This window comes from Microcystis sp. M_OC_Ca_00000000_C217Col (assembly GCF_007095585.1).
GTDB classification, from domain to species: domain Bacteria; phylum Cyanobacteriota; class Cyanobacteriia; order Cyanobacteriales; family Microcystaceae; genus Microcystis; species Microcystis panniformis.
Genome location: NZ_SFBV01000265.1, coordinates 1 through 21,017, shown reverse-complemented (window position 1 = coordinate 21,017; position 21,017 = coordinate 1). Strand labels below are relative to the sequence as shown.

General features: G+C 44.3%; 16 protein-coding genes. 12 read left to right on the top strand and 4 right to left on the bottom strand.

From position 1 onward, the window contains the following. The first annotated feature begins 224 nt into the window (after positions 1 to 224). The 3 genes from zwf to EWV66_RS16515 all read left to right on the top strand — a co-directional run bounded on the left by zwf (position 225) and on the right by EWV66_RS16515 (position 4,001). Complete coding sequence (zwf, locus tag EWV66_RS16525; RefSeq protein WP_052276487.1) at positions 225 to 1,754, top strand: glucose-6-phosphate dehydrogenase; 1,530 nt, start codon at positions 225 to 227, stop codon at positions 1,752 to 1,754. A 149-nt stretch (positions 1,755 to 1,903) separates the two neighbouring features. Beyond that, a complete protein-coding gene (opcA, locus tag EWV66_RS16520) occupies positions 1,904 to 3,259 on the top strand; it encodes a glucose-6-phosphate dehydrogenase assembly protein OpcA (protein WP_287107816.1) in 1,356 nt (451 codons plus the stop codon). Positions 3,260 to 3,416: 157 nt separating this feature from the next. Next, on the top strand, positions 3,417 to 4,001 hold the full coding sequence (locus EWV66_RS16515) for a Uma2 family endonuclease (protein WP_052276489.1): 585 nt from the start codon (positions 3,417 to 3,419) through the stop codon (positions 3,999 to 4,001). Positions 4,002 to 4,414: 413 nt separating this feature from the next. On the opposite strand, the gene EWV66_RS16510 is transcribed toward EWV66_RS16515, so the two are convergent. Then, positions 4,415 to 5,623: a phosphoglycerate kinase gene (locus EWV66_RS16510; RefSeq protein WP_004162197.1), complete on the bottom strand. Its 1,209-nt coding sequence runs from the start codon at positions 5,621 to 5,623 to the stop codon at positions 4,415 to 4,417. A 163-nt stretch (positions 5,624 to 5,786) separates the two neighbouring features. On the opposite strand from EWV66_RS16510, the gene EWV66_RS16505 reads away from it, so the two are divergent. From EWV66_RS16505 to EWV66_RS16495, 3 genes are all read left to right on the top strand, one after another. Beyond that, complete coding sequence (locus EWV66_RS16505) at positions 5,787 to 6,197, top strand: universal stress protein (protein WP_052276491.1); 411 nt, start codon at positions 5,787 to 5,789, stop codon at positions 6,195 to 6,197. Between the two features lie 418 nt (positions 6,198 to 6,615). Further along, the gene (locus tag EWV66_RS16500; RefSeq protein ID WP_002737469.1) at positions 6,616 to 7,098 is read left to right on the top strand and encodes a photosystem I reaction center protein subunit XI; all 483 of its coding nucleotides are present in this window, start codon (positions 6,616 to 6,618) and stop codon (positions 7,096 to 7,098) included. A gap of 57 nt (positions 7,099 to 7,155) precedes the next feature. Continuing rightward, complete coding sequence (locus EWV66_RS16495) at positions 7,156 to 7,272, top strand: photosystem I reaction center subunit VIII (RefSeq protein ID WP_002737043.1); 117 nt, start codon at positions 7,156 to 7,158, stop codon at positions 7,270 to 7,272. Positions 7,273 to 7,471: 199 nt separating this feature from the next. Here EWV66_RS16495 and EWV66_RS16490 read toward each other — a convergent pair whose 3' ends face one another. After that, complete coding sequence (locus EWV66_RS16490; protein WP_072924963.1) at positions 7,472 to 9,673, bottom strand: hybrid sensor histidine kinase/response regulator; 2,202 nt, start codon at positions 9,671 to 9,673, stop codon at positions 7,472 to 7,474. 331 nt (positions 9,674 to 10,004) lie between these two features. On the opposite strand from EWV66_RS16490, the gene cobN reads away from it, so the two are divergent. Beyond that, entirely contained in the window at positions 10,005 to 13,646 is a 3,642-nt protein-coding gene (cobN, locus tag EWV66_RS16485) for a cobaltochelatase subunit CobN (RefSeq protein WP_287108018.1), read from the top strand. A 737-nt stretch (positions 13,647 to 14,383) separates the two neighbouring features. On the opposite strand, the gene mgtE is transcribed toward cobN, so the two are convergent. Further along, the gene (gene mgtE / locus EWV66_RS16480; protein ID WP_052276493.1) at positions 14,384 to 15,790 is read right to left on the bottom strand and encodes a magnesium transporter; all 1,407 of its coding nucleotides are present in this window, start codon (positions 15,788 to 15,790) and stop codon (positions 14,384 to 14,386) included. 815 nt (positions 15,791 to 16,605) lie between these two features. Between mgtE and rplJ the strand changes: the two genes are divergently transcribed. The 5 genes from rplJ to EWV66_RS16455 all read left to right on the top strand — a co-directional run bounded on the left by rplJ (position 16,606) and on the right by EWV66_RS16455 (position 19,659). Next, complete coding sequence (rplJ, locus tag EWV66_RS16475) at positions 16,606 to 17,154, top strand: 50S ribosomal protein L10 (protein WP_002743152.1); 549 nt, start codon at positions 16,606 to 16,608, stop codon at positions 17,152 to 17,154. 44 nt (positions 17,155 to 17,198) lie between these two features. Next, entirely contained in the window at positions 17,199 to 17,591 is a 393-nt protein-coding gene (gene rplL / locus EWV66_RS16470; RefSeq protein ID WP_002736522.1) for a 50S ribosomal protein L7/L12, read from the top strand. Positions 17,592 to 17,695: 104 nt separating this feature from the next. Then, complete coding sequence (locus tag EWV66_RS16465) at positions 17,696 to 17,791, top strand: photosystem II reaction center protein T (RefSeq protein ID WP_012267019.1); 96 nt, start codon at positions 17,696 to 17,698, stop codon at positions 17,789 to 17,791. A gap of 127 nt (positions 17,792 to 17,918) precedes the next feature. Beyond that, on the top strand, positions 17,919 to 18,434 hold the full coding sequence (nrdR, locus tag EWV66_RS16460) for a transcriptional regulator NrdR (RefSeq protein WP_052276495.1): 516 nt from the start codon (positions 17,919 to 17,921) through the stop codon (positions 18,432 to 18,434). A 232-nt stretch (positions 18,435 to 18,666) separates the two neighbouring features. Next, positions 18,667 to 19,659: a 30S ribosomal protein S1 gene (locus EWV66_RS16455; protein WP_002757124.1), complete on the top strand. Its 993-nt coding sequence runs from the start codon at positions 18,667 to 18,669 to the stop codon at positions 19,657 to 19,659. Between the two features lie 152 nt (positions 19,660 to 19,811). Here EWV66_RS16455 and EWV66_RS16450 read toward each other — a convergent pair whose 3' ends face one another. Next, entirely contained in the window at positions 19,812 to 20,831 is a 1,020-nt protein-coding gene (locus EWV66_RS16450; RefSeq protein ID WP_052276496.1) for an adenylate/guanylate cyclase domain-containing protein, read from the bottom strand. Positions 20,832 to 21,017 lie beyond the last annotated feature (186 nt).

The window sequence follows — 21,017 nt, the reverse complement described above, 5'->3', positions numbered from 1 at the left end:
ATTTTCCCCCCGCTCACTCCCATGCCCAGAACTTTTTGAGATCAAAAAGGCCTAAAGATATTATCCAATTACTGATGACTGATGACCGATGACTGATTACTGATTACTGGTCACTGATTACTGATTACTGATTACTGATTGTGGTTATTAATTTTTACTTTAGGTATGCCGTCGAGTATTCCCGCTAGACTGGAAAATAATGCACCTCGGCTAGACAAAATCCTATGGTAAAGCTGCTCGAAAATCCTCTCCGAGTGGGATTGCGACAAGAAAGAACCCCAGAACCCTTAATCTTAGTCATTTTTGGGGCATCGGGAGACTTAACCCAAAGAAAACTGGTTCCTGCCCTCTATCAACTGAAACGGGAAAGACGACTGCCGGCCGAATTAACCATCGTCGGTACAGCGCGCCGAGAGTGGAGTCATGATTATTTTCGCCAACAGATGCGCCAAGGCATCGAAGAATTTTCCGACGGGATTGGCAGTGAGGAATATTGGCAAGACTTCGCCCAAGGGTTGTACTATTTCCCCGGCAACATGGACGACCCAGAAAGTTACGCCAAAATGAAAGTCTTTCTGGAAGAATTAGACGGAATCCGGGGAACCCGCGGCAATCGAGTCTTTTATCTAGCGGTTTCTCCTAATTTCTTTCCCCCCGGTCTTAAAAACCTCGGGGCAGCCGGAATGCTGAAAGACCCGATTAAACACCGGTTAGTGATCGAAAAACCCTTTGGCAAAGATCTCAGTTCTGCCCAAGTTCTCAATCGAGTCGTACAAGAGGTTTGTCAGGAGAACCAAGTTTATCGCATTGACCACTATTTAGGCAAGGAAACCGTCCAAAACTTATTGGTGTTCCGATTTGCTAACGCTATCTTTGAACCCCTCTGGAATCGTCAATTTATCGATCACGTCCAGATTACCGTGGCCGAAACCGTGGGAGTGGAGGAGCGGGCCGGATATTACGAAAAATCGGGAGCTTTGCGCGATATGGTGCAAAATCACCTGATGCAGTTATTCTGCTTGACGGCCATGGAAGCGCCCAACGCTATTAACGCTGATAGTGTCCGCGGCGAAAAAGTCAAAGTCCTGCAAGCGACTCACCTGGCCGATATTAATAACCTGGAAAAATCCGCCATCCGCGGCCAGTATAAAGCCGGTTGGATGAAAGGAAAACCCATTCTGGGCTATCGGCAAGAACCGGGGGTTAATCCGGAATCGACCACTCCCACCTATGTGGCCATGAAATTAATCGTCGATAACTGGCGTTGGCAAGGTGTCCCCTTCTACCTGCGTACCGGTAAACGTCTGCCCAAAAAAGTTTCCGAGATTGCCATCCAATTCCGCCATGTGCCGTTATTAATCTTCCAATCGGCGGCCCAACAAACTAATGCAAATGTACTGAGTCTGCGAATTCAGCCTAACGAAGGTATTGCCCTCCGTTTTGAGGCGAAAATGCCGGGGTCGGAATTACGCACACGCACGGTAGAAATGGACTTTAGCTATGGTTCCTCCTTCGGTGTCACCAGCGCCGATGCCTATAATCGCCTACTGTTAGACGCTATGTTAGGAGATCAAACCCTATTTACCCGTTCTGACGAGGTAGAAGAAGCATGGCGCATCGTTACTCCCGCTCTCGCCGCTTGGGACGCTCCCGCCGATCCTGCCTCCGTACCCCAATACGAAGCGGGTACCTGGGAACCCACAGAAGCGGAATTTCTCCTTAACCGCGATGGCCGTCGTTGGCGACGACTCTAATACAGTGAACAGTAATCAGTGAGCAGTAATCAGTAAACTAAAAACTCACATCTGATAACTGATAACTCACATCTGATAACTGGTAACTGAATCACTGATAACTGGTAACTGAATCACTGATAACTGATAACTGATAACTGATAACTGACATGACTACCCAAAGCCCCCCCATTGTCTCCCTGCAAGCACCGAAAGATGTTTCCATCGATGTGATCGAGCAGGAACTGCGCGATATCTGGCAATCCTATAATAATAATGAGGATGGTATGGCCGCCACCCGGGCCACTACCTTTAGCTTTATTGTCTATGAACCCGACGCGGTACAGGAATTGTTAACCCTTCTCGGCTATTACACCGGCCCGATTGATGGTATTGCCGGTCCGCGGACCCACGCCGCCATCAAAGTCGCCCAAAAGGACCTAGGACTAGAAGTAACTGGGCTTTCTAGCGATGAATTTGTCGCCCGGTTAAGGGCAGCCTGGGAAGCGGAAAAAAACGCCGAGGACGGGGCTAATCATCGTCAATACGCCGCCGATTTGGATGCGATTGGGGTCGCAGATGCGATCGCTGCTTCCAATCCCTGTCGCATTATTACCCTCTGTCCCACTGCCGAGGCCGATGAAGGGGTGAAAGCCTCCGTTTCTGCCTATTGTCCCGTTAACAAACGTAGTCAGAACACTTTAGTTTGCTGTGAATACGTCACTTTAAGCGGCACAGCGGAAGCCTTGGAACGAATTGGCGGCATTATTTCCGAGTTAACTATTCCCAGTTTGCCAAAATTTCTCTGGTGGAAAGCCAGTCCCGATGCGGAATATGGACTATTTAAGCGTCTGGCCAGTCAATGTGATACGATTATCGTCGATTCCAGCACTTTTCGGGAACCGGAAACGGAACTGCTGCAAGTGGGGGATTTATTAGCAACAGATGTACCATTAGCTGACCTGAACTGGAGTCGTCTCGCCCCCTGGCAAGAACTAACCGCCGAGGCTTTTGATCCACCGGAGCGCCGGGATGCTATTCTGGAAGTCGATCGCATCACTATTGATTACGAAAAGGGCAATCCTTGCCAAGCTTTTATGTTCCTCGGTTGGATGGCCAGCCGGTTACAATGGCGACCGGTGGGATATAGTCACCGGTCGGGAGATTACGCTATTCATCGGATTAGCTTCCTCGGTCAGGACCAGCGTTTAATTGAGGCGGAATTAGCCGGTGTTCCCGTGGCCGATTGGGGTGAGATACAAGGGGATCTGATTAGTATTAAACTCAGTTCTACTAATCTTCAGGCTGATTGTTGTACGGTAATTTGTTCGGGAACTACCGGCTGTATGCGGATGGAAGCTTCGGGAGGGGCCCAATCTTGCCGCATTGAACAAGTGGCCCATCTGGAAGACCAAAAAACAGAAACTCTGCTAGGTAAACAGTTACAGCGTTGGGGCCAGGACGTGCTTTATCAAGAAAGCATGAAAGTCACTAGCGCTATCCTCAAATTATCCCAACCGGATTAACAAATTAGCAACAATAATCCCACCCACTTTGGAGAGACCTTGTTAACAAGGTCTCTCGATATTTATACGGCAGTCAGCACTTGATTAAAACCGATAATTTTAGCTTTTCGGAAAACAGGTTATCATAAAAACAGAGCTTTGCTTTCAAGGGGGCAATATGGTCGCAACCACTGAGAAACGCTACACAGTCGCAGAATACTTTCAACTAGAGGAAACTGCCACCGACAGACACGAGTATCGAGATGGAGAAATTATTGTTATGACCGGGGGAACTCCTAACCATAATCGCATTGCGGGAAATTTTTACAGAAGATTTCCCTTAACTATCCAGAATCAAGCCTATGATATATTTATCACCGATCTACGCTTGGCCATACCCGCCTATAATGTGTACACCTATCCCGATATTATGATCGTTAAGGGGGAACCAATTCTTGAAAGAGGACGCACCGATACGATTACCAATCCACAGGTTATTATCGAGGTTTTATCAAAATCTACTCAAGACTATAATCGGGGTGATAAGTTTAAATTTTACCGTTCTCTTAATAGTTTTGAAGAATATATTTTAATCGATCAATATGGTTATTATATAGAACAATTTCATAAAAGAGGCGATCATTGGGAATTTCGGGATTATCACAGCCAAGAAGCGATTTTAACTTTGTTTTCTCTAGATTTTCAAATATCCCTGACAGATTTATATCAGCGAGTGGATTTTACCGCGATTGAAGTATCCTAATGACTCAACTAAGCTGTTCGTAATTTAAATTGCTTGTTGAGACGAGGCAAGAGGCAAGAGGCAAAAGGCAACAGTAAAGGGATTGAGGGAGATTCGGCTAATAAGAATAAGCGGTTTAAATACGTCTTAGCTTATTTAGGGTTTGTCGCAAAGGTCTTGGTATGATTAACTCCCAATCCAACTTGAAAAACCCACTCCCTAATTCATAATTCATAATTCATAAAAAAAAGGTGGGGCAACACCCACCTTTTTTAAACCTTAGATATTAGAGATAATTAGGGTTTGCTGAATAATCCTTCTTGTAGTACATCGCTTGGTACAAAAAACAAGGGCAACAAAGCCTAAAACGACCGACTCCTGACTCCTGACTCCTGACTCCTACCCCCAGGAAAAACTTTTTCAGCAGACCCTAATTAGGCCTCATCGAGAGCGGCAATACCGGGTAAAACCTTCCCTTCGAGTAATTCCAAACTAGCGCCACCACCGGTGGAAATATGGCTCATTTTTTCCGCCACTCCCACTTTTTCCACCGCCGCTACCGAGTCACCACCACCGATAATGGTAGTTGTACCCGTAGCGGTTAAATCGGCTAAAGTGTGAGCGATCGCATCTGTACCCGCCGCAAATTTATCGAACTCGAACACCCCCATGGGGCCATTCCAGAGGACAGATTTACAGTTAGATAAAGCTTTTTGGAAAACTTTAACTGATTCAGGTCCAATATCCAATCCCATCCAACCATCGGGAATATTTTCGACCTTGACGATTTGGGACTCGGCATCTTTATCGAATTGATCCGCTAACACCACATCGGTAGGAAGGAGGAATTCCACTCCTTTTTCTTTAGCTTTCGCTTCCAGGGATTTGGCTAATTCCAGTTTGTCCTCTTCCACCAAAGACTTACCAACACTTAAACCGCGGGCCTTGTAGAAAGTAAAGATCATACCGCCACCGATGAGCAGTTTATCGCACTTTTCTAATAAAGTTTCGATCACGCCAATTTTACTAGAAACCTTAGAACCGCCGATAATCGCCGCTAGGGGACGTTGGGGAGTTTCAATAGCTGCTTGTAGGTAGTTTAACTCTTTTTCAATCAAATAACCCGCCACCGAGGGGCTGAGATAGTGGGTAACGCCTTCCGTAGAAGCGTGGGCGCGGTGGGCGGTACCAAAAGCATCATTAACGTATAAATCGGCATTAGCGGCTAATTTTTTGGCAAAATCGGGGTCATTTGCCTCCTCTTCACCGTGGAAACGCAGATTTTCTAAAAGGGCCACTTGACCGTTAGACATTTGACTAATCGCTGCCGTCACTCCCTCACCAATACAATCGGGACACATGACCACTTCTTGGCCCAGTAATTCCGAGAGACGTTTAGCTACAGGGGTCAGACGCAAATTTTCTTTAACTTGACCGTCGGGGCGACCCATGTGGCTGCATAAAATAACCTTAGCCCCTTTTTTGATTAAATCCTCAATAGTTGGTAGTGCCGCCCGAATGCGGGTATCATCGCTGATTGCCCCGGTGGCTTTGTCCATGGGAACATTAAAATCGACCCGGACTAAGACCCGTTTGCCCGCTAAATCAGCCTCTGTTAAATTCGCTACTGTTTTTTTTGGCACAGCCCATAACCTCCTAGATTGCTTACCGTACAATAAAGATTAAATCAGGGTATCGCTACTTGCGGCAATTACTTTGACAAAGATTATTTCAGATTTGGGGATCAGTTTTGCAGTTCCAAGACCGATTTGCCCAGAAAAATTTGATTGGAGAGACTTGCTAATTATGTTTGAGACGATTTTATTTCCCATCGACCACAGCCGCGAAAGTCGTGACGCTACCAGTAGTGTGATCGAATTAGTCAAAATCTTTGACAGTCGTTTGGTGCTGTTGTCGGTGGTGGAAACGACAGCCACCGGGGAAATTGCCGCCGACGATAAGATGAATTCGATCGAAGCGGTGGATAGATTGTTACAATCGGTGCGGGCGATTTTTGCCCAAGCTGACATCACTGCGGAAATGATTGAACGGGAGGGAATACCCTCTTTTGTCATCTGTGATGTGGCCGATGAAGTTAATGCCGACCTGATCGTTATGGGTTGTCGCGGTTTAGGATTAACTAGCGAAGGTGTGTCCGAAAGCGTCACCACCAAAGTTATTAACCTTGCCCCCTGTCCAGTGTTGATTATCCCTTAATCAGTAATCAGTTATCAGTGAGCAGTTATCAGTGAGCAGTTATCCTACTAAATCCAGTTATTAAAGACTGATTATCTATTCCTCCTTTTGCCTCTTGCCCCCCCGACGTCGGGGGGGTTGCCTCTTGCCTATCCTGATATGTCGCCTATACTCAACGGATTTAGTATCAGATGTGAGTTTTCAGTTCACTGATTACTGTTTACTGTACGGCTACGCCGTGCCTTTGGCAACACTGAAACAAGGCTCCCCATCTCCCCCGTCTCCTGAGAGAAATGTAACGAATTGTGAGAGTTTCAGCCGTCAACCCTTGAAAACTCGATCGATGGGGTTGCTTGAAGTAATTCTTAGGCCTAAAGTGTAATCTTAAAGTTTTATGATCAATTTTCCTGTTGATCGGAAAAAGGAGAACTCAAACACAATGGCTGAAACTGGATACAAACAGGTGGTGACACCCTACAATGATGATCCGTTCATTGGTCATCTAGCTACCCCCATTTCCGCTTCTGGTTTTACCAAAGCTTTTATTGGTAACTTACCTGCCTATCGTCCCGGTCTAGCTCCGATTCTGCGCGGTCTAGAGGTGGGTATGGCCCACGGTTATTTCCTCGGTGGTCCCTGGGTTGTCCTGGGTCCCTTGAGAGACTCGGAATATGCTAATCTCGGCGGCTTAATCCCCGCTTTAGCCATGGTTCTCTTGGCTACGGGTTGTTTAGCTAGTTATGGTCTTGTCTCCTTCCAAGGTAAGGCCGCTAGTGGTGATCCTCTGCAATCCTCCGAGGGTTGGAGTCAATTCGCCGCCGGTTTCTTTATTGGTGGTATGGGTGGCGCTTTTGTGGCCTATTTCCTCCTAGAAAATCTTGGTGTCGTTGATGGCATCATGCGCGGGGTTTTTAATCAATAATTAACCCTTGTTCTACCTGATTATCATTTCCTTATTTTTTTACTAGGAGCATTTGACATGACTGGTGCCTACGCAGCTTCTTATCTGCCTTGGATTTTAATCCCGATCGTCTGTTGGTTAATGCCAGCCGTAGTGATGGGTTTGTTATTTATCTATATCGAAAGTGAATCCTAATTTAGCCTAGGATTCCTACAATTCAGGACTTGAAAATTAGCTATTTAATAGTTAGTTTTCAAGTCCTATTTTCTGAGGAAAAAAGAAAAGTATTGACCAGATGAAAATTGGTAAAACCCCACACCCCACACCCTACACCCCACACCCCACACCCCACACCCCTTACCCGCACCGAAAAACTTTTTGCTGCAAACCCTACTTATAAAGCGGTTAGATAGCGGATTTTTTCCAACAATAGGGAGGGTTGAATCGGTTTGAGCAGATAGTCGTCAATGCCATGACGACCGAGAAAATTAACGCTGATTTCAGGGGTATCATTCAAGATTAGCACTTTACTGGCTTGAGTTTGGCTAGATTTTTTTAAGAGATGACAGAGATGATATATATCGGGCATTTTCCGATCGACAATTATAATACTTGGCTGCACGATCTCAATTTTTTTGATAGCGGAGACACTATCGATTAACCAAATAACTTGATAATGTGCCACCATCAATAACTCACAAATAAGATTGGCAATTTCTTCGTCACTTTCAATTAAAACTACAGTGGGATGGTGGTGATTAAAATGGGGATTATTATCCGAGGGTTGGCGCTGGGATTTGGGGGGCTTTTGTTGAGGTAAACGGACGGTAAAAATGGAACCTTTATCTAAGCAAGATTCTACCTCGATCGTGCCGCGATGCAGTTCCACTAATTGTTTAGTTAAAGCCAATCCTAATCCCATACCACCATAACGACGTTTTCGGGAGCCATCCAACTGGGTAAATTTTTCAAACAGAAGCGGTATTTTTTGAGCAGGAATGCCGATGCCCGTGTCCTCTACCTGAAAAATGACCTGACTGCCTTCTTTCCACAGTCTCAGCGTGATAGCACCCTGTTCGGGGGTAAATTTCAGGGCATTTTTTAACAAGTACAAAAGTATCTGCTGAACTCGATCATAATCGGCATAAAAATAATGCTCTTTTTCGGTAATTTTCATCTCTAAAATTAGATTAATTTCTTTAATTTCTGCCTCTGTTTTGATAATTTCTAAAACATGATGACAGAGGTATTTTAGCGAAAATTGTTTAATATCTAAAACGGCTTTTCCTGCCGAAACTTGCGAAAAATTAAGCAAGTCATTAATTAATTCTAATAGTTTATTGCCGTTATCCTGAATAACTTTTAGATAGTGTTTTTGTTTGTCGGGAGGTAAAAAATTACTGGCTGCCGAGCATTTTTGCAGGGTACTGGACAAACCGATAATACAAGTTAGGGGAGTTAATAACTCATGACTCATATTATTTAAAAATTCACTTTTGCAGAGGTTAGCGGCTTCCGCAGTCATTAAAGTATCTTGTAATTCTTGGGTTCTTTCTATTACCCGGCGCTCAAAAATATCTTTTTGTTCCTGTACTTGAGAATATAATTGCGCTTGATAGATAGCGATGGCGAGATGTTCACCAATCTGACCTAAAAATTTCTTTTCCTGCGGCAACCATTGGCGTTTTTCTTGACATTGATGGGCAATTAATAAACCCCACAATTCTTCTTGTACCACAATCGGGGCGATTAATTTTGATTGCACTTGGTGTTGTCGCAAAAATTCGGACAAACAGAAGGAAGAAGAATAGTTAACATCCACATCATCCACAGCCAGAATTAATCCTTGACGGTACTTTTCTTTGTATTGGGGAATATAGGAAAAACAATCGTCTTCGGGGGTTAAATTTAACACGGAATTTATCTGGTCAGAAACGCGCGACTCGGAAGTTATTTTTCCCTTTCCCTCACCGATACCGGGGAAAAATTGATAAATTAACAATCGGTCCACTTGCAGAAATTCCCGCGCTTCCCTGACCACGGTTTCCAGAATCACCGGTAACTCCAGACTCTGACGCATTTGGGTGATGACTTGGTTTAATAATCTTTCCTGTTGGATTTGTTGGGATAGGGCAGCTTCTATCGGTTGACAAACGGAGAAGATGCGGGAACAACCCCCATCAGCAGCCGGAGAAGAAATTATCGAGAGAATTTTGACTAAAATTTTATTTTGAAAACTGCTGACATTAATGGATAGAGGCAGATTTAAAATTTGATAACCCTGCTGAATTTTTGGGTTGTGGAGAGACTTGACGGCCAGTCCTTGCAGAAAACTTTTAATCGTGTTCGCTTCAAAACTAATGCGGACTTCGTACTGAAAATTATGCCCTTGGGGACTGGCTAACAATAAAGCTTGTAGGTCAGTGGAAAGCAAGAGTTGATAGATTTCCCCTGTCTGTGGGGGAATATCTCTTTCACTGAGACTAATCCTCGGCCCTGTCACCTGTATTGCCAACTGTCCCCACCAAGAACGAATTTGTTCGAGGTGAGTAGATGACAACACTTGACAGCAAACATAAGCGGGAGAAGCGTTCATTTATCATTTATCAGTTATCATTTATCAGTCATCATTTATCAGTTATCAGAAGGCAGGAGGCAGGAGGCAGGAGATAGGGTGGTGGGGTGTTGGGGTTTTAGGGTTTTAATTGAAATTTCCCCACTTCCCCACTTTCCCACTTCCCCAAACCCCAGTCATCATTAAGGGGACTGGGGTTGGGGTTTTAGTGAAGATTTTTCTTAATCCCTATCCCCTATTCTTTAAATTGCCGCAGACAGATATAATCATCTCTATCTACCTAAGAATGATCCCTCGATCGAGACCCTGATTCTCAAAACCTAATCATTATTTAACCTGACTCTCAAAATTTATGCATCGTATTGCTCCCCAAGCGGGTGGTTGGACAGCAGATACCGAAGGGGTGATTATTATTGACCAAAATCCGGCCCCGATTGTCCTCCTCACCATGGCTGATACCGATATTCAAACTCTAGCGGCAGCTATCGACCATCTACCGGATAATTTTCCCGCAATTCGCGCCCTCAATTTATCCCAGTTACAGCAGCAATACAGTATCGATAACTATGGGGACAAGGTACTATCCCAAGCAAGGGTGATTATTCTTCGCTTATTGGGGGGACGGGGGAGTTGGTCCTACGGGTTGGAAGTAGTTAAGGAAATTGTCGAGGAAACCGGTGCGACTTTATTTGTCCTCCCGGGAGAGGATAAACCGGATTTAGAGTTGATGAGTCATTCCACTGCTTCCCTGACTACTGTTAACCAGTTATGGTGCTATTTCACGGAAGCAGGGATAGATAACTGGATTAATGCTGCTAAATTTATCGCGCATACCTGTCTCCATCTCGACTATTCTCCCTCTCCTCCTAGGGTTGTCCCTAGGTGGGGAATCTATTCCCAGACAACCCTATCCCAACCCCAAGCACGGACTTGGATACTTTTCTATCGTTCCCATTATCTCGCAGGTAATACCAAAGCTATCGATGCTTTAATCAGCGCTTTCACCCAAAGAAATATTGAAACTGTCCCCATCTTTCTCTCCTCTCTCCGGGAAATCGAAGTGCAAGAGGAACTATTAACCCTCTTTTCCCACCATCCCCCAGACCTAATTCTCGATACCACTAGCTTCTCTATCCAGCGACCGGAAGACAAACAAAATCATCACTTCTGGCAGTCTCTCAATAAACCCATCTTCCAAGTTATCCTCAGCAGCAGCAGTTTAGAAGCTTATCAACAGGGTTATCAGGGTCTTTCCCCCCGGGATGTGGCTATGAATATCGCTTTACCGGAAATGGATGGCAAAATTATCACCCGCGCTATTTCCTTTAAATCTGTCCTCACCCGACATCCCAAACTAGAAACGGAAATAGTTATCTATCAACCCCTCCCCCACCGGGTTGATTTTGTCGCTGATTTAACCGCAAACTATTGTCAACTCTCCTCCCTTCCCAACTCCCAGAAAAAAATTGCTCTCATTTTCCCCAACTATCCCAATAAGGATGGTCGTATCGCTAACGGAGTCGGTTTAGATACTCCCGCTAGTGGTCTGGAAATTCTTCGCGCATTACAAACCCAAGGTTATACCCTCACCGACCTCCCCGACCATAGCGATGAATTAATGCGATTGCTTATTTCCGGTATCACTAATGACCTGGAGACAAGGGAATTAAAACCTATCTATCAATCTCTCTCCCTAGAAGCATATCTAGATTATTTCTCCTCCCTTCCCCCCGATAATCAAAGCGCTCTGCTTGACCGTTGGGGATATCCAGACAAGGATTTTCCTATCCCCGGCATCCAGCTAGGTAATGTCTTTATCGGTATTCAACCTTCTCGCGGTTATGACCTTGACCCGACTCTTAATTATCATTCCCCCGACCTGGAACCTACCCACAGCTATCTCGCTTTTTACCATTGGTTACGACAGGAATTCCAAGTCACTGCTGTAATTAATCTCGGTAAACACGGCAATTTAGAATGGCTACCGGGGAAAAGTCTCGCTCTTTCTCCCCATTGTTATCCCGAAATCGCTTTCTCGTCGCTGCCGAATTTTTATCCGTTTATTGTCAATGACCCCGGAGAAGGTTCCAGTGCTAAAAGACGTTCCCAAGCTGTTATCATCGACCATCTCACTCCCCCGATGACCCGAGCGGAATTGTATGGGGATTGGGAAAAGTTAGAGTCTCTCATCGATGAATATTATCAGGCAGAATCTCTTGATCCTTCTCGTTTAGCTCTGATTCGCGAGCGGATTAACGATCTGGTGGCGAAAACTAATCTCGATCGAGAGCTAGGCACGATCTCGCGTAGCGAGCGCGTTGCGACCAACGCTTCCTTTGGTCAATTTCTCACCCTCGTGGATGGTTATCTCTGTGAACTCAAGGAAGCACAAATCCGCGACGGTTTACATATCTTCGGTCAATGTCCCCAGGGTCAGCAGTTAATTGATTTAATCCAATCGATCGCCCGTTCTCCTAGTCCCGACCGCCCCGGTTTAACCCGTTCGATCGCCCTTGACCTCCATCTCGACTGCGACCCCCTGACGGAATATAACGATACTACTACCTATCTGGAAGGTCTCGCTCAGGATTTAATTAGCCAGAAAATTGAACCTCTAGGCGAAAATACGGCAAAAGAATTGGTTTGGCTAGAAAATCAGTTAATTCCTGCTTTAAAACAAACCCCCGATGAACTTATCTATCTCTTAAAAGGTCTCGCTGGCCAATACGTCCCCAGTGGTGCTTCCGGCGCTCCTACCCGCGGCCGTCCCGATGTTCTCCCCACCGGCAGAAATTTCTATTCCGTCGATACCCGCGCAATCCCCACAGAAACCGCGTGGGAAGTGGGAAGAAAGGCCGCAGAGGCACTAATTGAACGTTATACCCAAGAAAATGGCGAATATCCCCGCACTTTGGCGATTTCTATCTGGGGAACTTCGACGATGAGAAATAGTGGCGAAGATGTGGCCGAAGCCATGGCTTTACTGGGAATTCGTCCCCTTTGGGATGGTTTTTTCCGTCGGGTGGTCGGGTTTGAAATCCTTACCCCGTCTAGCTTAGGCCGTCCTCGTATTGATGTGACCGTTCGGGTATCCGGCTTTTTTAGGGACAGTTTCCCCAGCATACTACATCTTCTTAATTCTTGCATAAATGCGGTAGCTTGTCAAGAGGAAGAGGAAAAAATTAATCCTTTAGCGGCGAAAGTGAAGACAGAGAGGGAGTTTTGGCTAAGTCAGGGCTTAGGAGAAAAAGAGGCGAAACTGAGAGCTACTGCCAGAATCTTTGGCTGCAAACCGGGTGCTTATGGGGCCGGTTTACAGGGGTTAATCGAGTCACAAAACTGGCAAAATGATCAAGACTTAGCTAATGCTTATATTAACTGGAGTTGTTATGCCTATGATAGTCAAGGAACTGCCCATTCTTTACCAGAAGTATTGAGAAATAGACTGCAAGAATTAGAGATAGTGCTGCACAATCAGGACAATCGAGAACACGATATTTTCGACTCCGATGACTACTATCAATTTCAAGGCGGCTTAACTGCCAGTGTCCGGGCATTAACCGGCAAAAATCCCGTCACCTATTTTGGTGATCATTCCCGTCCGGAAAATCCCCGCATCAGAACCCTAGAGGAAGAAATTCGTCGCGTTTACCGTTCGCGAGTGGTTAACCCCAAATGGATAGCGGGAGTGATGCGACACGGCTATAAAGGCGCCTTTGAGATGGCTGCAACCGTAGATTATATTTTTGCCTACTCTGCCACTACTCACCTAGTGGAGGATTTTATCTATCAGGGAGTAGCCGAAGCTTATTTATTTGACGAGAAGGTACAACAATTTATTCAGGAAAAAAACCCCTGGGCATTGCGAGATATGGCCGAAAGATTATTAGAGGCTCAACAACGGGGATTATGGACCCAGGTGGACCAGAAAACTTTAGATCAATTGAGGGCAATTGTCCATGAGGCCGAAGGAGCGATCGAATCGGGTCAGTAATTAGACCTCTGGCAAAAATCAAAAATCTGACCTTAGGTGAGGAGTTAGTAGCCAGTAGTCAGTAGTCAGGAGAATTAAGAATGAGCATTAATCAATTAAATGCTCTATCTAGGGATTTTATGCAATTTTATGCCTATTTTTCTCATTTTTGAACTCTCAAAAATTAATTAGGCAAGAACTCTATTAATAACCGCTCTAGAATCAGTCTATACTATATATTCTCCGGGGAGAAATTGCTCAAATTACGGCTCTCTTATTCTTTGTGTGATCAGTTTAACTTATAAGTACCTAAGCAAAATTAATTACACATATCTAACCACTTCTTGCCTCCTGCCTCTTGCCTTTTGCCTATCTTGACTAGGAAATTAATTTTGCACGACTACTTATAAGTACCTAAGCAAAATTAGTTACACATTTCGATAAAGCTTTTGCCTTTTGCCTATCTTGACTAGGAAATTAATTTTGCACGACTACTTATAGTAGTGATCGATCTTTGTGTCCTCTGTGTCTCTGTGGTTCCTTCCGCGCGCTCGCCAGCAGGACTGTATCTTAGAATACATTTTACCCACCAAACCTAAGAGAGCCAAATTACTTTAGTAATGAGAAACAGGACTAAATAATGGCTGGAATTGAGGGATTGAGGATTAAAAATTATCGAGCGCTCAAGGATATAACCCTGGGGAAGTTATGGAAAGCCAATTCAGACTTAAATCGGCCTAATCTTTTTGCCTTGCCCATCAATTTCTCAAGCTTTCCTTTAGGATTAATTGAGCAATACTGAAATAAATAAAAATTCCTAAAACATCAACCACTGTCGTAATAAAAGGAGCAGACATTAAAGCAGGATCAAATCCCATTTTGTTAAAGACAAAGGGTAATGCTGTACCTGTCGTTGCTGCAATAATTGAGATAGCAATTAAACTAATTCCCACTATAAAACCAATCTCTGGTTTACCTAAGAATACAAAAATCATGGCAATCACAATGACGGCTAAAATTATTCCTAATAATCCCCCTGTTATTAACTCTTTCACAATAATTGAAAACGGTTTTTTATCTCTTAATTCATCGGTACTTAATCCCCTAATAACAACGGTTGATGACTGCGCACCTATATTTCCCCCTGCATCAATTAATAATGGCGTAAAAAAGGCTAAGGCAACTACTTCTTCTAATACTTCCTCAAAATTACTCATTAAAAAAACTGTTCCAGAATTCGTGATTAGTAAAATTAATAACCAGGGTATTCGTTTTTTTGTGATTTTATACAAGCCCAATTTAAAGTAATTTTGATCATCAGATTCTGTATTAATTGCTCCCATTTTATAAATATCTTCAGTTGCTTCTTCCTCTAAAATATCGATAACATCATCTACCGTAACTACCCCTAATAAGTTTTCATCTTTATCAACAATTGGCAAGGCTAATAAATCATAGCGTTGAATCAATTTAGCGACTTCTTCTTGGTCGGTATCGGTATAGGCATAAATAATGTTTCTGTTCATAATTTCAGAAATTATGGCTTCTGGTTTAGCAACAATCAAATCTTTTAAAGATAAGGTTCCTTGTAATCTCTTGTTATTATCTGTCACATAGATATAGTAAGCCACTTCAATTTTATCGGCTAAATTTCTGATTTTAGCTTGGGCTTCATTAGCGGTAATAGTTTCTTTAACATAGATATATTTCGGGGTCATAATTCGCCCTGCTGTATCAGCAGAATACCCGAACAATAAAGCATTTAACTCTCTTTCTTCAGGGGATAATTGAGCTACTAAAGTCCTCGCTAATTGAGGAGGTAACTCATCAAATAACTTGACTCGATCATCAGGAGACATATTATTAATAATTTCATTTGCTTCCGCATTTTTAAACTTTTCGATTAATAAATATTGGGTATTTCTATCTAAATGTTCATAAACGTCAATGGCTTGAGATTTATTTAAAAGTCGGAAAGCAATGATTTGTAGGGTTTTAGGTAAGTCCGCAATCGCTTCTGCTATATCCACGGAAGCCACGGGAATTAACAGAGTTTTAGCTGCATCATAATTTTGGGCTTCTAAAAAAATGAGTAACTGATTTGTGATAACATCTCTTAGATCACTCTTAGAGCCTTTGGGAAAGTCGATTTCAGTGTTATTCATAATTGATAATTGGGTAAGGTAACTAAAAAGGGAAGCTCGGAAAATTGATGGAGGAGACAAAAGGATTATAAGCGAAGAAAGTAGCGTGGCACAAGCGAACAAATGAACCAAGCTAATTTCGCTTCTTGAAAAGCTAGATTAAAAAAGCTCAATCAACAGAAAGACTTTCTCCTAAGACTGAATTAGATACAGCGTTTCTGATCAAGAACTGTAACCTAATTTGGTATTAATAACCGACTCCTGAAAACGAAAACTTTTGATCTCATAAGTAGTCGTGCAAAATAAATTTCCTAGTGAAGATAGGCAAGAGGCAATAGGCAAGAGGCAAAAGCTTTATCGAAATGTGTAATTAATTTTGCTTAGGTACTTACTAAATCCAGTTATTAAAGACCGATTACCTATTCCTCCTTTTGCCTCTTGTCTCTTGTCTATCTTGATATGTAGCCTATACTCAAAGGATTTAGTATTATTCCCCCTTTTGCCTCTTGCATGAGTGCCTGTACTGATAAGTAGCCTATACTCAAGGGATTCAGTCTTAAATGCAATCACCATGCTCGTTCCTGTCCAAGGCTTGACATAAAACGCGCAATACTGTTATAATAGGGGACTGGCTTAAGCCAAAGACAGCAGGGGCGAAACAGCTTAAATACCCTGCCGAGGTCAAAGCGAGAAAACAGCAGCCAAAAAGACTAAAGAGAGATATTTTCTGTCTTGGTCATGCCTGAACTGGATTCTCTCCACTCAACCCCGGCGCTACAAGGGGTTATTTTTGCGCCTCTGGAACAGGTCCCCCGCATACAGGAGGTGAACAAGGGATGGGGAGAAGCAGAGAAAGCAAGGGAGTAATTCTAGAAGAATTAAAAACCTCCCTTAGCGAAGCTCAATTAACGATGGTCATCGACTATCAAGGTTTAACCGTCGCCGAAATCAGCAATCTACGCCGCAAATTGCGCCCCACGGGAACGATTTGTAAAGTCACCAAAAATACTTTGATGGGATTGGCGATCGCTGAAGATAGTGGCTGGGAACCGATGAAAAGCCTTTTATCGGGAACATCCGCCTTTCTGCTCGTAAAAGAGGATATCGGTGGAGCTTTCAAGGCCTATCAAGAGTTCAAAAAAGAAAGCAAAAAAACCGAATTGCGCGGCGGTGTCCTCAAAGAAGGGACAAAAGGTCAACTGTTAACAGAAGATCAGATCAAAGCGATCGCCGATTTACCGTCGAAAGAACAGTTAATCGCTCAGGCCGCCGGAGCAATCAACGCCATTGCTGCCAAACTGGCCCGCAGTATCAACGAAGTTCCCGCATCTTTGGCCCGTGCCGTCGATGCCGTGGCCCGTCAAGAAGAAAAAGAAGCGGCTTGACACCGCGCCAATCAATCACTTACAAACAATTAGGAGTCTAACCCATGTCTGCTGTAGCTGAAATCTTAGAAAAACTCAAAACCCTGACCCTCTTAGAAGCTGCGGAATTAGTCAAAGGTATCGAAGAAACCTTTGGAGTTAGTGCCGCCGCTCCGACTGGTGGCATAATTATGGCTGCCCCCGGGGCTGCTCCCGCGGCTGCTGCTGAAGCGGTGGAAGAACAAACCGAATTTAACGTCGTTCTCGAAGAAGTTCCCGCCGACAAGAAAATTGCTATCCTTAAGGTGGTACGCGAATTGACCGGTTTAGGACTCAAAGAAGCGAAAGACCTGGTAGAAGCCGCTCCCAAAGCGGTTAAAGAAGGCACTAACAAAGATGATGCCGCCGCCATCAAGAAAAAACTGGAAGATGCCGGGGCAAAAGTTAGCGTTAAATAGATTGCCACTGATTCTGGGGATGTAGATTATATCCCCAGACAAGCTGAAAAGCTCATTTCCTGATACTATAGGATTGTTATAGCAGTCTTGTAGGATGTCCAACCATGGAAAGCGTCGCTTACATTTTAGTTTTAACTATGGCTTTGTCGGTAATTTTCTTCGCCATCGCCTTCCGGGAACCTCCCCGGATTCAAAAGTAAATTTCTTAACTCCGTTTAGGTTAATAATTTTCTTCCCTGAGCCGCCCGCTTGTCAAAAGCAGGTTAGCGGCTCTGGTTTTCGTATTTAAAGGCTTAAATTAAAGGTTCCCCTCACCGAGCGCCTCCTATGCAGTGTCCTAATTGTCAGCATACCGATAGTCGCGTTTTAGAGTCCCGCTCCTCCGAAAACGGTCAGAGCATTCGTCGTCGTCGTGAATGCTTACAGTGTAAATATCGGTTCACCACCTACGAGCGCATCGAATTCGTGCCGATCACGGTGATTAAAAAAGATGGTAAACGGGAATCTTTTGATCGCTGCAAACTGCTCCGGGGGATCGTTCGCGCTTGCGAAAAAACCGGCATTCCCCCCTCAAGATTAGAGGCGATCGTCAATGATATCGAATCCCGTCTGCAGCAAGACTCAAAACGGGAGGTAACAAGTCAGGAAATCGGTCAATTAGTCCTAGAATATCTCCGGCAAGAATCGGAAGTGGCCTATGTGCGCTTTGCTTCAGTTTACGGCAATTTTCAGGGAATTAGAGACTTTATCGCCGCTTTAGCTCTGATCCAGTCCTCCGAAATGGAACGCACTCATCCTTCTTGGTCTCCAGTGGAAGAAGCCAGCGTGATTACCTCGTCTTAAATAGTTCCCGATTCAGTTATAATGAGGATCCCTTGTGCTATTTCAAGCCCAAGCTCTGGTTAGATTCTTAAAAGTCATTCTTGAGGCAGATTGCCTGCAAGAAAGCCGGATGCGGCAGTTCATCCCCTAGGCCCTGCCTAGAAACTAAATTGGGAGGCATCTCCTTGATTTAGAAACTGTACATCACATAGGAGGAAAAACCTACGGAAATTCCGAGGCCCAAACAACGTACATGACCACCCAAAAAACTGCAAACAAAAACATAGGCTTTACCCATGAAGATTTTGCCGCCCTTCTAGACAAATACGATTATCATTTCAGTCCGGGAGATGTTGTCGCTGGGACTGTTTTCAGCATGGAACCCCGGGGAGCGCTCATCGATATCGGTGCTAAAACCGCCGCTTTTATCCCCGTGCAGGAGATGTCGATCAACCGCGTCGATAATCCCGAAGAAGTTTTACAACCCAACGAAACCAGGGAATTTTTCATTCTTACCGACGAGAATGAAGATGGACAGCTAACCCTGTCGATCCGTCGCATCGAATATATGCGCGCTTGGGAACGGGTGCGTCAATTGCAAAAAGAAGATGCTACCGTGCGCTCGAATGTTTTCGCCACTAACCGTGGTGGAGCATTAGTCAGAATTGAAGGTCTCCGCGGCTTTATCCCCGGTTCTCACATTAGCACCAGAGAAGCGAAAGAGGATTTAGTCGGTCAGGAATTGCCCTTAAAGTTTTTAGAAGTGGATGAGGATCGCAACCGTCTGGTTTTAAGTCATCGTCGCGCTTTAGTGGAACGCAAGATGAACGGTTTAGCCGTGGGACAGGTGGTAATCGGTTCCGTGCGCGGAATCAAGCCCTACGGTGCTTTCATCGATATTGGTGGAGTCAGTGGTTTACTGCATATTTCCGAAATCTCTCACGATCACATTGACACCCCCCACACGGTTTTCAATGTCAATGATGAGTTGAAAGTGATGATTATCGATCTCGATGCCGAAAGAGGTCGCATTTCCCTCTCGACTAAACAATTAGAACCCGAACCGGGAGATATGCTCAAAAATCGCCCGTTAGTGTTTGAAAAAGCGGAAGAAATGGCGATTAAATACCGAGAAAAACGTCTAGCGGAAGCGGAAGGCCGGACTGTCTCGGAAGTAGTCGCAGAAATCGAAGTTCCTCCCGCCCTGGAAGAGGAAGATTTAGTTCTCGCCGCTGCCGAGGAGTAGGTCAGTTATCAGTTATCAGTTATCAGTTATCAGTTATCAGTCATCAGATTTGAGTTTTAAGTGTACAGTATTAAATAGAAGTTTCCTACTGTCTTTTCACTGATTACTGATTACTGTTTACTGATCACTGAAATGTCGTTTAATTTCAATCTTCAGACACTGCCGATAAATCCTGTAATTCCAGTTATCTCCTCACTAATATTGACATCGAGGAAACGATCCAAGTCATCGAAAGTGGTTCCGTAGGTAATAGTTTTATCGTCGTATCCTTTCAGACTGAGGGTATGTTGCTCAAAAGCTTGGTGGAGATGGGGTAAACCGATGAGATGACTGTAGGTAGTTGCTCCGATGGCTAAATCCCTACCTATTTCTTTAGTGGCCGACTCTAAACGAAAAGCGGCGTTGACCGTATCACCGATCGCCGTATAATCTGGATGTTCACCGCTGCCAGTATTGCCCACCATGGCATAACCGGTATTCACTCCCGCACCGATGCGTAATTTAAAGGGTAAGGGATATTCTTCGCTTAAGGCGCGGGTCATCTTGTATATTCGCGTAATTGCTTGGAAAATTTGCAAGATATCGTCTTGATTGACTTCCTGTTGGCCGTGAAACCAGATGGCCATGATCGCATCACCAATATATTTATCTACCCAACTGCCGGAACTGCGGATAATACTCCCGGCATGGCGAAACCAATTGCCAATCAGAGAAGAAAGCACTTTTTCGTCTAATTGCCTCGTTAAAGCCGTAAAATTTCGTATATCCACCACTATCACCGATGTTAAGCGACGTTCATGGACGGTGGAGGTGGGGGGATCCAATTCTAAATTGTGCGGTTGCTTGCCTATATTAGTGGGAGTAGGACGATAGAACTGCACTTCGGTTTTGCCAAAGGCGATCCGATCTTTGTCATGGATAGTCACGGGAATAGCTACCCTTCTGCCATTGACAAAAGTTCCATTGCGACTACCGAGATCGATCAGATAAAAATCTCCTGTTTCCGTGGATTGTAAAATAGCGTGATTGCGAGAGATACACTGATCTTTAATCACGATAGCGTTATCTTTGCTCCGTCCGATTGTCCAGTAAGGTCTCCCCACGAGAGGGAAAAAACGCTGTCCCTTCTCGGTATGGAGTAGTAAATAAGGATTTTGTCCTAGTATATCCACGGTTACATAAGCGGCAATATTATAGATGGAGGTGACTACACATTATACAGCGAGATTCCGCACATTTTCATCGAAAATTTGGGTCTGAAACCCCGTCGTTCTACGACGGCTTTACTGTTAAATATGAGCATCGTTTACGAAATATATGCTAAAATGTGAGACATGGAAAAAGCCTACTCGTTTCGA

Excerpts from the sequence above, each read along its gene's own strand:
- nrdR (WP_052276495.1), top strand. The coding sequence starts at position 17,919 with ATGCAGTGTCCTAATTGTCAGCATACCGATAGTCGCGTTTTAGAGTCC.
- cobN (WP_287108018.1), top strand. The coding sequence starts at position 10,005 with ATGCATCGTATTGCTCCCCAAGCGGGTGGTTGGACAGCAGATACCGAA.
- EWV66_RS16495 (WP_002737043.1), top strand. The coding sequence starts at position 7,156 with ATGACTGGTGCCTACGCAGCTTCTTATCTGCCTTGGATTTTAATCCCG.
- rplJ (WP_002743152.1), top strand. The coding sequence starts at position 16,606 with ATGGGGAGAAGCAGAGAAAGCAAGGGAGTAATTCTAGAAGAATTAAAA.
- opcA (WP_287107816.1), top strand. The coding sequence starts at position 1,904 with ATGACTACCCAAAGCCCCCCCATTGTCTCCCTGCAAGCACCGAAAGAT.
- EWV66_RS16455 (WP_002757124.1), top strand. The coding sequence starts at position 18,667 with ATGACCACCCAAAAAACTGCAAACAAAAACATAGGCTTTACCCATGAA.
- EWV66_RS16490 (WP_072924963.1), bottom strand. The coding sequence starts at position 9,673 with ATGAACGCTTCTCCCGCTTATGTTTGCTGTCAAGTGTTGTCATCTACT.
- mgtE (WP_052276493.1), bottom strand. The coding sequence starts at position 15,790 with ATGAATAACACTGAAATCGACTTTCCCAAAGGCTCTAAGAGTGATCTA.
- EWV66_RS16500 (WP_002737469.1), top strand. The coding sequence starts at position 6,616 with ATGGCTGAAACTGGATACAAACAGGTGGTGACACCCTACAATGATGAT.
- zwf (WP_052276487.1), top strand. The coding sequence starts at position 225 with ATGGTAAAGCTGCTCGAAAATCCTCTCCGAGTGGGATTGCGACAAGAA.
- rplL (WP_002736522.1), top strand. The coding sequence starts at position 17,199 with ATGTCTGCTGTAGCTGAAATCTTAGAAAAACTCAAAACCCTGACCCTC.
- EWV66_RS16515 (WP_052276489.1), top strand. The coding sequence starts at position 3,417 with ATGGTCGCAACCACTGAGAAACGCTACACAGTCGCAGAATACTTTCAA.
- EWV66_RS16465 (WP_012267019.1), top strand. The coding sequence starts at position 17,696 with ATGGAAAGCGTCGCTTACATTTTAGTTTTAACTATGGCTTTGTCGGTA.
- EWV66_RS16505 (WP_052276491.1), top strand. The coding sequence starts at position 5,787 with ATGTTTGAGACGATTTTATTTCCCATCGACCACAGCCGCGAAAGTCGT.